The 13,230-nt window shown below is 67.0% G+C and carries 2 protein-coding genes; both read right to left on the bottom strand.

Features of this window, described 5'->3' with window-relative positions; genetic code table 11:
• A partial coding sequence (locus NNI01S_RS08945) for a preprotein translocase subunit SecA (protein WP_157114663.1) occupies positions 1-11,491 on the bottom strand: 11,491 nt, incomplete at its 3' end.
• Positions 11,491-13,200, bottom strand: coding sequence for a WXG100 family type VII secretion target (locus NNI01S_RS08940; protein WP_157114662.1), 1,710 nt, complete (start codon positions 13,198-13,200; stop codon positions 11,491-11,493). The genes NNI01S_RS08940 and NNI01S_RS08945, both read right to left, overlap by 1 nt.
• Positions 13,201-13,230 lie beyond the last annotated feature (30 nt).

Below are 13,230 nucleotides of genomic sequence, written 5' to 3'. Positions count from 1 at the left end.
ACCTGGGTGCGCCGGCCGACTGATCTGGATCCGCTTCGGTCGGCATGGCCGGTTCGTGGGGCTGTGCGTGGCCTGCGTCGGGCCATTGCACCTGTCGCGGTTGTTCTGCCTGTTCCGCGTCGGTGGGTGCCTCCGGCCACAGGACTTGTTGCGGCTGAGCCGATCCGCGGTCTTCCTGCGCTGCGTCGACTTCTTTCGGTGTGAACATCGCGAGGCGAGGGTCGGGTGCACCGCCTCGCCGGGATGCGGCGGGCGCGTCAGCCTGGCGCGCTTGCTGTGAGCGGTGCGCAGGCTCTGGCGGCATCGTCGTCGGGCCGGGCGCGCCGGGCCGGGTCGACGGAGCGCCGCCGCCTGGGTTCGAAGCCCGGGGAGGTATCAGAACGCCGTTCTCGTCGTATAGCGCAACCCAAACTTTGCGGACGACCGAATCGAATCGGGCAGCGCCCGTGGACCGTTCGATCGGCTTCAGCCTGGCTATGGTGGGGCTGATTTCGATGACCGGGCCGCCGCTGTCCTTGGTCAATACCACCACGTTGTCGGTATTGAAGTTCGACAGCGATCGCACGATCGCTGTCGCTCTGGCGGGCATCTGGTCGACGAGGTCGAAAGCCTCGGTCAACGAGGTGAACTGGTGCAGGTTGTCGTCACCCACCGCCCGCGTGAGGTCTCCCCGGGAGAAAATGAGCGCCTTGTCCCGCATATCGGTGGGGATGGTGACGACCTGTCGTCCGTAACGATCGTTGACCACTTGAAACGCCAGACGTGCCTCTTCGGTCTGCATGATCGAGTCGGCGCGCGCGTGCGGCGGAGTTCCGCGCAGCGCGGCGGGGTCGGTGTACCGCGGGGCCAGCGCCCGGCGAGCGCGTTCGAGTTCGGCGCGCCACTCGTTCAGCCTGCGGGTGAGGTCGTCCACAGTGGCTGGGGGGAGGTCCGGCGTACCCAACTGGTGCTCGAAGGCGAGCACGCCCAGTTCGAGTGTGAGCCAGCGGTGAGCCAGTGCGTCGCGTCGAGCGATGTCGTGGGCCGACCGCTCATGCTCGGGTGACCCGGCTTCCAGTTCCCCGAGTTGGAGATACGCGGCCAGCCGTTCTCTGGGCACATCGGTTTGAGGTGGGCCGTCTTGTGCTGCGACTTCGGCCGGTGATCGGTTTCCCCGCTCAGCGGCCACGGGGTCGCTCTGCCGCGCCTCTACATCGCCTTGTGCGGGCGACCCCAATGCTGCCTGAACCTGTGTGACCCGGGTGTCGGCCGCTCGATACCGATTTACAGCTTCGGTTGCCAATTGGAGTCGCGCGGACAGGTCTGGATGGATCTGTCCATTTGCCGCGTTGTTCGCGTCCGTCGAAGCGGCCAGCCATTCCTTCGCCGCGTTGAAGTGGTGAACCAGCAGTGTGAGGCGTTCGCGGGGGGCGGTGGTATTCGTCTGTTGCATCGCGGCCATCAACTCGTCGAGGTGGCCGAGCATGTCCTGGAGCTTGCGATGATGTGCCCTGTCGACGTCTGTCAGGGCGGTGTCTTCGACGACGGCATCGAATTGGGCTGTGATGCCTTCGCGTACCAGTCGGACCGAGTTCACATCGACAGTGGCCAGCAGGCCGAAGAAACCGAGGCTCGGTTGCGCCTGCGTTGGTGTGACTGCCAACGCGGCGATGATCTGCTCGACCCGTTCGTCGGCCGCTCGGTAGCGGTTCACGGACTCGGCCGCGAGCCGTTGTCGACCGTCGAGGTTCGGATGTACCTGTCCGTCGGTGGCGTGGTGGGCGTCCATCAGGGCCGCCAGCCATTCCGCGGTGGCGTGGAAGTGATGGACCAGCGACCGGAGCCGCTCCGGTGCGATGGTTCCCTCTGTTCGTTCCCGCACCGCGCGGAGCTCGTCGAGATGTCCGAGCATGTCGTCCAGACGCCGGAAGCGGGCTACGTCCGCTGGTTCGGCGGCTACACCGGTATCGAGAATGGCGGCATCTCGTTCGGACGCGATGCCCTCGCGAACCAATTCCAGCAGTGCGGGGTCGACCGCCGTCAGCAACTGCCGCGCCGAGGAACCACCCTCCCGGGCATCCTCGGGCTTGCTTCCACGCCCGACGCCAGGCACCTCACCGGGCGGCGTGTGAAAGACCAGTGGCCCCTCGAGTGGCAATCTCTTCGCATACGGAGCTACGGCCAACCGACCACCGTCACCCCTCGCGACGCTTCCCGGGGGCGCATCCAACGCGTCGTCCGGAGTACCCGGATACTGCTTCGGCGCAGCCTGCGACACTACCTTCGGCCTGACCGATGTATCCGGATCCTTCTGCGCCGCAGTGTCGTCGGGATCCGGATTTCCCGCGCCGGGCCGCTTCTCGCCGTGGCCACCCCCGAGACCGCTCGTGCCATTCGCAGTGGTGCCGTCACCGGTGGTCCTGAAGTCACTCGGCGGCTCTGTCCGTGGATGTACTTGCGAGACCTGGCCGGATCGTATGTCCGGAGAGAGCTGCGGAGCCGTCGGCGCGGCGCCCGGTCTTCCGGGATCGGTCTGGGGTGTGCCCGGTGGGCCGTTCCGCTGCACCTCGAACCAGATCGTCTTGCCCCCGGTGCGGGCCAAGTCCACGCCCCACGCGGCGGCCATGTCGTCCAGCAGTCCGTAGCCGCGGCCGCGCATGCCCGGCTCTCGCCGGCCCGCCATCAGTGCGTCCAGATCGATGGCGTCCAGGAAGCCGTCCACGTCGAAGTCGTCCGCCCCCTGGTCAGGGCTGCTTTGTGCGGTGTGCTCGAGTTCGGCGAAGTTGCTCTCGGGCTGCCACTTCGGCAAACCTCGGCTCTCGTCGGTGACCTCTACCCGCAGCACGTCATCGAACAGCCAGTACCGGACCTCGGCGTCTCCGGCATCGTGCACGTGCACATTGGTGACCAATTCGGTCACCGACAGTTCCACGTCTTCGATCTGGTCGGTGTCCTGCCAGCCCGCGCCGATCAGCACCTCCCGGGCGGCATGGCGCGAGGTCCCGACTCCGCGGGCCACCGATTCCCGCGCGAAACTCAGTCGCACGATCGGATCGGGCAGCACAGTCGACGGGTCATGCTGTGTGGGAGATTCGAAAAGCTTGAACCACCTCTTCCGTCGTCCTCCGTGTCCGCTGCGGGCGTGTTGCCCGAGGTGACTCAACTCGTAGCCCCATGCTCCGGCGCTGTCGTCGAGCAACTCGGTGAGCCGGCCCGCTGCCGTCGATGTGCCGGGTACGTCGCGCACGGGTAGTGCTGGTTCGGACGCCACGTCGAACGCCGCGTCGAACTCCTCGATCACCTCCACCACGACCCACCGATTGCCCGAATCTCCGAAAAGGCCGTGTCGCACCTGGGTACGCCCATGAGTTGTCGACAGCAGCGCGGCCAACATTGCTTCGGCGGCATCGATGTGCCCGTCCGGGAAATCGGAGAGAGCTGCACGGATCGGGGCGAACCGGTCCTCTACCGGATCATTGTGAGACCTGTCGTCCCGTCCCGGCGCGGGGTCGCCGGTGGGTTCTGCGGGTGGCCCCGGCTGCCCGGGATCCGGGCGCGGGGCATCGGTCGAGTCACCATCACGCTCGGCGACGTAAAGCTGCCGGATGCTCTCGGTGGCCTTCACTATCAGGTCCTGAGCCGATTGCTGCCCGATACCCAGTCTCGTGCACATCTCGGCCAGCGAGATGTCCTCTATGAGGTAGAGCAGCACGGCGCGCCGCGCTGCCTCGGACAGATCTGGCAGAGCTTGTCTCAGCTTCGCCGCAAACTCCTCGTCCAGGAGTTCTTCTTCCGAGGAGGAGCGAGTGCCGTCGGGTGCCACGACGTCCACCAGGGACGTATCGTCACTCCCGTCTCGGTCGGTTTCGTCGGTGCTGTGATTCGATTGATCCAGGAATACCGGTTTGCGCAGCTGGGCCCACTGCTTCGCCTTCTTGACGGCGGCGAGATCCAATCCGAGAGCCGCACTGATCTCGGCGTCATCCGGTTCGGCCGATCCAGGAACATCGGTTCGATTCCTGATGTACGTATCCACGGTGTAGATCAGCTCGAAATCCTTCGAACCGAAGTTCGGATACATCTGCTTGTAGTAGTTGTACTTCATGGCCCAACGGGCATTCGCCATAGCGGCCCGGGCAAATTCGCCAGGGGGAACAAAGGTACTGGTGGCCGTCGCGATGGCCTCGATGGCTCGATGGACGAGATCTTGGTACTCTTCTCCCGGCACTGTCCAGAACTGCGGCGCTGCCTCCGCAATCCAGAGATATTTATCCAGAAGCCGGCTTCGAATCTCCCGCTCCTCGGGAGACCCTGGCCGAGTCGCTATCAGGTCCCAGACCAGACGAGTGTCCTCTTCGTCTCCGATTCCCACGTCCCGGCGGGCATAGAATTGTTGCAAGGCCCGCACCAGAGTGTCATTGGTGAAGGGCTCTCCCGGCAGTTGCTCGTCCAGACCTTCGAGAATGTCCCGAAGTTGCCGGAGGGCCACAACGCTCGGTGTGGTTCGTGTCTCTCTCCGGGCGATCGTGTTCTTCGTTATTCCGATCCGCGAGGCGAAGTCCGACCGGCTCATTCCGTAGTAGAGACGTACTGCGGTCAGCCAATCGTGGATTGTCGGGAAGAAGGCCGGGTCGGGAACGGTCTCGCCTGCCGGATCCATGCGGTAGGTGAGTCCCCACGCCTCGCCCAGATCATTCCATCGGTCGACCCCGCGCTCCCGCAGCACATCGCGGTAGATTCGCAGCATCGCCAATTCGTCGATCTCCGCACCTTTTTTGAGACGCCCGATATGCACTCGGGTGAGTCCGAGAACGCGCGCAGCATCCGCGTCCTTTATCTGGTTCACGCTGGTGAAGTACCGGATGTACTCGCCGAAGGACGCGACGGCACGTGGGTCGGGGAATGTCAGGGCGGCCCTCGGGAGATATGTAAAACATTCCACAAGTTCGTCATAGGTGGCATCGTGCGAGAACGGCGAGGCTTCGGCAATGATTTGAACCGCTGCTGCCGGGGGCCAGATATCGCCTATTTCCCACTTCTTTATCGTGCCGCTCGACTTGCCTACCGCGGCAGCCAGGTCCTCTTCCGAAAGGCCGGATTCGGTGCGCAGGGAACGAATGTATCTCCCGATATTCGGATAGCCTTCGGGGTATGCGGCAGCGCCGCTGTCGGTGAGTAGCTCCGGATAATAGGATGACGCCTCCGTATACATTCTCCGGGCGTACGGCACCCGACGCAGCAAGGCCCTGATCTGCTCGATCGCCAGGTCCCGAGTCCCGCGCTCGACTGCCTCCCAGGTGCCCTCCACTGCGTCTACCAGCGCGTCCATCTCTGCCGGTGTGACCCCGAGATATCGGCGCATTTCGGATAGCCACGTCGTCTTGTCGCCGTCACCCGGCCACGGAAGCTGCCCGATCTGCTCCTCCGCGTGACTACTCGCCTCGATCCCCGCCCGTGTCAGCCATCGCCGCACCTGATCGAGCTCGAGGTGGTGCATCTCGACATACTCCGCCAGGCTTTGGCGGGGCAGCCCTGATCGATCGGCCAGCCGCCCCCGATACCACTCGAGGAAGCGTTGTTCTTCGGGAGCGTGCCGCGGCCGCTCGATATCAGCGGATTCGGCCTGGGTGAGCGTCGTACCGGCATCCGAGACGGAGGTGGGCGCGGGGGAGTCGTCCGCACGTGGCGACGGGTCCGCGGCATCTTGCCGCAGCGAGCCGGGCGGCTGGAAACCGATAGGCGGTGGGTGTTGTGGTTGCCGGGCGCTTCGGTCGGTGGGTGTGGCAGGTGGTCCGCGCGTGGCCGGGTCGGCGGTGGGGCCGGTGGATGAATGGGTGTGCCGGTGTAACAGGGCGGCGAATTCCTGAAGCGGGTCGACGAGGGCGCGGAGGCTGTCTTCTGCTTGGTTGAGCGCAGACTCGGTTTCGGGAGTGGGTTGGGTCTGATGCTCGGCGGCGACTCGGGTGTATTGGACGACGACAGTCTGGACGAGCGGATGGGGTGACAGGGCGTAGAGGTCGTCCTCGGGTGAGGTGTAGTAGCGGGCACTGCCGGGGTCGCCGTTGCGGGCGGAACGGTTCTCGGCCTGGATGTCGATGTCGTGGGAGCGGGCGGAGCGGCCCGTGACGACGACGTGCAGGCCGCCGAGATCGCGGATGGCGTCGGAGATCGGGATGTCCACGCCGCGAGCGCCTTGCATGTTGATGACAAGCACTTTGCCCTGTTCGCCGGCGTGGTCGAAGATTTTTTGCAGTTCGGCCTCCGCGTCGGTGCCGTGGTCGAGGAACCATTTCGCGTCGACGGCGGTGTGCGCGACGTCGAGGTCGTCGAGGAGGGCGGACAGTGGATCGACGAGATCGTTGCGGTCGGCCAGGACCAGCTGCGGGCGGCCGGATTCCTGCACGATCTTGATATCGGCGGCGGCGGTCTTCAGTTTCGAGGCTTCGTCCGGGGAGATGTTGTCCGGGTGGACGATGAGCTGGGATTCGTGGAAGCGGTCGATCTTGGCGACCTCTCCCATGCCGTAGCGCTGCTGTAGCTGAGTGGCGGAACCTTCGGCGGTGCCGGAAGCGCCTGTCACGTGGTCGTAGTTCTGTCGACTGAACAGCTGCTGCGCCGTGATGGATTTCGAACTGGCGGGGTCGTTGCGGATCCGCAAGCCGTGTTCGGCCTCGACGGCTTGCGCGAGGCCGCCGTTCCAGCGGCTTTCGGAGGAGGTCTGGGGATCGAAGAGGACTTTGTGGGTGGTCTGGTCGATGATGAACACCCTGTCGTTGTGCACGACATAGTGCACGTTCTCCACGTATTCCCACCGTGCGGCGGCGGCCATGGCGATACGGACGAATTCGGCCTCGGTAGCCGCACGACCGAGCAGTTGCTCCAGCTTTTGCCTGCCATCTTCCGTGAGACGCGCTGGTCCGCCGCGTTGGCCGGGGGTGCGGCCGAAATCCGCTTCGGTGAGGTTGTTGTCGCGCAGTGCCCCGATGAGAAAGTCGCGGGCATCGGTCACCTGGGCCGCGGTGGCGGGGTCGGCGAACTGGTCGGCGCCGTCGGACAGAATGTACTGGGTGTCGGCGTGGATGAGGGCTTCGTCGATTTCATCGATCGCCGCGCTGCGGCCGGGAACCCAGTTGTCGCGTAAGGCGGCGAAGCCGACGTCCTGCTGGGTGCCTATGTAGATGGTGGGTCGGCCGGGTTCGGGGTGCCTGGGAGCGTGGTCCGGGTTCATCCGGACGACGTCGATGCCGTACTCGGCCAGAACCGTGACGTATCTGGTGACTTCCCGGTTGGCGAGATTGTCACGGGTGGTGATGACTTGCACGGCACCATGTTCGATGGCCTCGCGGATGGCATGGGCGAGGAAGACCAGCGATTTGCCTTCTCCTGCGTCCATATTCACCGGAACTCGACGCATCGCCGTCACGGCGGCCACCTGGGTCCAGCGCAAGATCTTGCCTTCACCGCGGCGAATCACCTCGATCACCGCTGCCGTGGCGTCGGCGTCGTCGCCGCGGAGCATCTCCGCGAGGGTGGCGGGCGAGACGTTGGTCAGTCGCTCCGCCTCTGGAATATCGGGGCCCGATCGGGCGTGGTAGTCCGCCAGTACCGCTTCGGCGGCCTGCCGCATCGCATCGACAACCTGGTCGGTGCCCTGCTCGAGCTCCGGAGAGTTGTCGGCCGGGGGCAGATCCTGCTCGGCTTCGCCGACTCGATCGTCTGGGGTCGCGAAGGCGGCGTTGTCGAAGACCGGCGGGCCGATCGCCGCTTCACTCGCGGCGCCGAGGGCATGGGCGAGCGGGGCGACGAAACGGCCCACGTCCGTGGTGGCGTCCACCGGGCGACTGGACTCGATGGCCAAGGGGCTGTCGGCGGCGACCTCGCCCAGGTCGGCGAGTTCGGCCGATTCCCCCGCCGCTGTGTCCGGCATTCCCTCGAGGACGCCGGATTGGACCACCGCGTCATCTGCGACGCGACGCAACCAGCTACCCACATCCTCCCCGGCCGGGACAGGCCACCGCTGTTGTTCCGCGAACCGGAACACGGTGCCGTTGATCGCCCCTGCGGTCAGCGCCGATTGCTCGTCTTCGGTCGACTGCGACCCGGAAACTCCGAGTGCCCGGCGCACATGCTGGAGGATGTCGAGTCCGTACTGCTCGCGCAGCTCGCTGAACGCCTCAGGATCACCCTGTTGCGCCCGTTGCAGTAGCGAGCGCTGATCCGGTTGCCCGGCGGACTGTTCTGGACGTACACCCGACTGCCGGCGTTTGCGGTCGGAGCCGTCGCGCGCGGTAGTCGAGGCGTGCTGACCTTTGTCACCGACCGTCCCGGTCGCTTCGCCTGCCTCGCGCTCCACGAGCTGCTCGGGGACCGGCGGTGTGGGCGGCTGCACGCGCTTGCGCGGCTTCGGCCGCGGAACCGGTGGCGGGGGTTCGGGCGTCGGCTGGGGTGGCGTCGGCGTCGGCTCTGGCTCGGGCGGGGGTTGTTTCTTGCGTCGCCGGGGTTTGTCGCCGCCACCCATCTGGGCGATGAGGCGCTTGTGCTCCGTCTTCCCACTCGGGCGGGGGACGGGTTGGAGGTGCGGAACTCCGCCTACGGCGGGCAGGCGGCTGGGGTCCTGGTGATATTCGAGGGAGTGCGGGTTCAGTTGCGGCTGCGCAGGTGGCTGCGGAGCCCCGGGGGTCTCCGGGTTCGGCTCGGTGGCATACCGCGACGGCATGGTGAGTGACGCGGGCGGTTTGTCGAGCCCGGCGTCCAGACCGGTTTCCGGTGCGGCGACGTGGCGATCCGACAGAGGATTGACGATGTCCGGAGGTCGGGGCGACGCCGAGTCGGAGTCGCCCGGGTTCTCGAAGGCGCGGCCCAAGCCGACGGAATCGACAGGCAGGGGAGTCAGAGCGGGTGGGCGCGGGATGACGGGTATCGCGTCGGCGGGTGGTTCGTCCTCCAGCGGGTAGGAGACGCCGGGGATGGTGACGTAGTCTCCGGCCGGTTTCTTCTGAACGCTATGGTCGCGCGGGTCTCGCCAGACGCTGTGTTCCCGCGGGTCCTTCTGGACGTTGTGCTCCCGGGGGTCGTCCACGACGGTTCCCGGTGGGGTGGGGAACTCTTCTGGATCAGCGTCGGGTTCATCGTCGCCCGGTCGGCCGGCTGCGGCGGTAGGGGCCGATGGTGTGGTGAAGACCTGGGAGGTGGCCGAAGTCGATGCTGCCTGTGCACTCGTGTGTGCCATAGGGCCATGGGCATTCGGAGTGTGACCCGCGAGCTGGCCGGTGTTTTGCGAGCCGCTGGGCGGGGTGGGGCCGACGGGTGGTTTCGGTCCGCCAGTGTGCGAGCTGCCGCTTGTCGTTGCCGGGGGTCCCGCGGCGGCCGGGGGCCCCGCGACCGCCGGTGTTGTCGCGGCCGCCGGTGTCGCCGCGGCCACCGCGGGTGTTGCCGTTGCCGGGACAGCCGTCTTCGCCGCCGCATTCGCCGCGTTCGATGCGACGACGGGGTTGTGCGCCTCGGGCCTGGCGGCGGCATATCCCGCCGGCGCGGCGTCGGTCATCGGTATCGCTGCACCGGCCTGTGCGCCGGGTTCGGGCGTATCGATCGCGGCAGACACCGCGGGCGGAGCATCCGGAGCCGGCTGTGGGTCCCCCGCGACGACGTTGTCCGTTCCGGTGTGAGCCGAAGGCGGTGATGTGGCGTTTCCGGCTTGGTTCGGCGTCGTCACCGATAGCGCGGTGGTATCCGCACTCGCTGGTGCGTCGTCCTGTGCCAGTGCCGCTTCCAGCTTGGCAATCGATGCGTCGACATCGAGTTCGGGAAGAAGTCCCTCCTGGGTGGTCGCTCCCTCTTCCAGCGTTTCGAGCATCGGTCCCGCGATGTCTTGGGACGCGTTACCGGTGGTCTGCTCCGGCGTCACCAAGTACATCTCTCCGGCCGGTCCGTACTCGATCAGCAGCGGATCGGTGTAAGTACTGCTGCCATCGAGGACTTCGGCGCCGAAGGTGGGAATGTCCGGCTGTGTGACGGTCCCTTCGGTGAGCACATCGATGCCCTGCTGGTCCGGCCGCACCTGAGGATCGCTGATCTGGAACTGACGGGACGGAATCGTGGTGCCCGGACCGGCTTCGGGAGGTGCGGCCACCGCGACCGAGCTGCCCGCACGCGCTGCCGGAGTGTTGCCCCAGGCAGGCCATGAGCCGCCGCGTCCGGGGGAGGAGGGGTGTGACGGTCCTCCGGACGGGTCGGGCGTGCTCCCGGGTGATGTGATTCCGCCGCTTCCGTCCGGCAGCTGTCCCGGGCCGTCACCTCGTATGAACGCGACGAGCGCGTCGCGCTCGGGACCCTCCGGAAGATCGTTGAAAAGGTCGCGGAGGATTTGATCGCCTTCGGCCCTGATCGCATCAGGCATGTCCCAATCCGCGGAACCGTCGCCGAAGTCGGCTGCGGATCGTCTCGATCCTGGCGCGTCCACCTGACTGGTGGTGGAAACAGGTTCGGCGGTCGCTGACTGTGTCTGGGGCGGCTGACCGTCCCCGGGCGCGGAGACTCCGGCCAGCGGCGCGGCATCGGGCGGTGAACCCGGATCCGTGGACGACACCGGTTCGGGTGCACCGGTGTACGCCCCGGCCCGAGCGGCCCGCACCGATGCCCCGACCGACCCGACCAGCCCGGAGCCGAACCCGGTCCACACCATGGTGGCCAGGTCTTTGCCCCGCATTTCGCCGCCCGTCAGACCCCACGCGGTCAGCCCGCCCGCCAGGCCACCGGCCATACCGCCCACGCCGCCGGCGGCCACGGTGCCGAGCACCCGCCCACCCGCCCGGATCGCCGCGGGTGCGATGCGCCGCCCGACCTCGACACCGACGAGACCACCGACGGCGCCTGCGGCCGCGCCGATCCGGACCTGCTGCCAATCCACCTTCTCCCGGTGGCCTTGGGCGATCTGCACCCGCTGCGCGACATACGGGACACCGCCGCCGATCGCGGTCCCGAAGAACACGCCCTTCGTGGCAAGCATCAGTCGTGGGTGCTCCGCGACGAACCGCGCTGCCTTGGCCAGCATGGACAGCACCAAGTCGCGCTTGGCCAGTTCCATCCCCGCCCTGGCCTCGGCGCGGTCGGCGACGGCCTTCACGATGCTGCCGGGCGGGGGCATAGCCATGTCGATGATCACCTGGGCCAGCAGCGCTCCCGCGATGCCGATGATGACGTATTGCTGGTACTCGATGGCCGTCGCGTTGTCGTACAACTGCCGGGCCATGGCGTTGTTGAAATCGATCTGCGCCTGGATCTGGTCGATGATCTTGCGGTACTGCTCCCGCATCGCCGTACCGGTCTCGCCCTCGACCGCCTTGTCCAACTGCTCCAACGCCGCTTCGAGCCGATGCAGCACCGGCAGGAGCGTGTTCGCGGCGTCCGACCACGCGTCGGCGGTGCGCCGCATCGCCTCCGGATCTCCTTCCGGAAAGTGCCCCAGCACCATGGTGGTCAGCCAGTCGGGGAAATAGTCCGGAATGGCCACCATCAGGCGCTCGACCGCCCGCGCGCATGCTCGACGACCAGGCGGTGCAGCACTTTCGCGGGCCCGCTGGCTCCTTCACCGAGCAATTCGACTTCGGTGAAGGCTTCTGCCATTGCCGCTCGTGGGTCGAAACGGCCGCCGCGGAAGCAGGCGCGGATCAGCTGGGCGCGCCACTTCCGGTAGCCGCGGACAATCGTGGCCATCGTGTCCTCGCGGCCCCACGGACCGCTGATGCGCTGGTACTCCATCAGCAGCGATCGGTGCGCCGACCTTCGGACACGAGGAGCGGTTCCCGCTTCGAGAATCCGGCCGAGGTCGCGCACGATCGTCGAATACATCGGCCGCTCTGCCGATCCGGCTACCCGCTCACCCGCTCGAACCGCGGTCTCGACCTTTTCGGCCAGCAGCGCCGGATTCGCCAGCGTCACCCGGTCGAGCAGGATCCATCCGCCGGAGACCTGCTCGTTTTCCTCGTCGTCCGCGCGATCCAACACCACGCGAGACACCGCGCCGTCCCGCAGATCGGTGATCTCGATCCCGGCCAGCTCGATGAAGGGGTATTTGCCGAGGATGCCGTCGATGGCCGCCGCGATCTGGTCGACAGTCGGCCGTCGCACGCCGGAGGTGTCGAATCCGGTGATCCGGAGACCGTGGCGGGCGGCGAGTTCCTGTGCGGCGGCCACCGCGCTCGGGTCGGTGCGGATCCGGGAGCGCTTCGCCTTCGCCGGTACCGGCTTCTTGCGCTCTTTCGCGTCCTTGCCCGGCTTCCCTGATTTCGCCCCGCCGGGCTGGGGATCTTTGCGGCGCGGCGGAAATGCCTGGCCCTGCGACGGAGCGCCGGCGCCGCGCGACCACGGCGTGCCGGGAGTGTTGCGCATCCACGGTGAATCGGTAGGTGGCCTGGTCCACCGTGTTTCCGGTGTGCGCTGGCCGACCGAGGGCTGGGGTGCGCCGGGTTTGGGGGCCGCCGCCGAGGGTGAATCGGCGGTCGGAGGGGTGGTGGGAGCGGCAGCCGCTGGAGTTCGCGCGGCGGGCACGGAGCCTCTGGCGATCGGCGTCGCCGGGTCCGGAACCGATGGCGTGGGGTTGGCGTTCGGGTACGACTCCTGCCCGGTGAACCCTGGGTCGTCGGGCGAACTGTAGTCGCCGGGATTCGGTCGACCAGGCGCGGCCGGGTTAGACGCGGGTTGGTAGCCGGGCTGCTCGTTTTCCTGCGCGGCGGTCGGGTTGTCCGCCGCAGCGGCGGGATTATTCACCGCAGCGGTCGGGTCGTACGCCGAGGTGGGCGAAGCCGAGTTCCGCGCGGGATTCGAATCGGCGGCGTTCGGTGTGAAGACGGGTCGATACGGCGCCGGGCTCTGCCATCGCGGCTGCTCGAACGGACCGCTTCCGACCGGATCGGAGCGGAACGGGTCCTGGTTACGGAGTTGGGAGCCGAGGTTCCGGTCTTGGTCCTGCAGAACTTCGCCGCTGTCCGCGACGCTGCTGCTCATTCCGCGCAGATTGTGGACCAGGTTCTCGAAGCCGGTGACTCCCTTCTCGGCCGCGGGCTCGTAGCTGTCGCCGAAGACCCGGCCCGGTTCGTCGTCACCCCAGCACTCGCCCTCCGCGGCGAGCCTCTGCTTCAGGCGTGTGAGTTCCCCCTGCGCCGTATCGGCGATGGCGGCGAGTTCCGGGGTGAGGGCTCGCAGCAGGTCTGTGTCTACCCGCAACGTTCGACCCATATCCCGGCAAACCCTTCA

It is taken from the genome of Nocardia niwae NBRC 108934 = DSM 45340, from assembly GCF_001613465.1.
Taxonomy (GTDB): Bacteria; Actinomycetota; Actinomycetes; order Mycobacteriales; family Mycobacteriaceae; genus Nocardia; species Nocardia niwae.
This window is presented reverse-complemented; position numbering and strand designations above follow the sequence as displayed.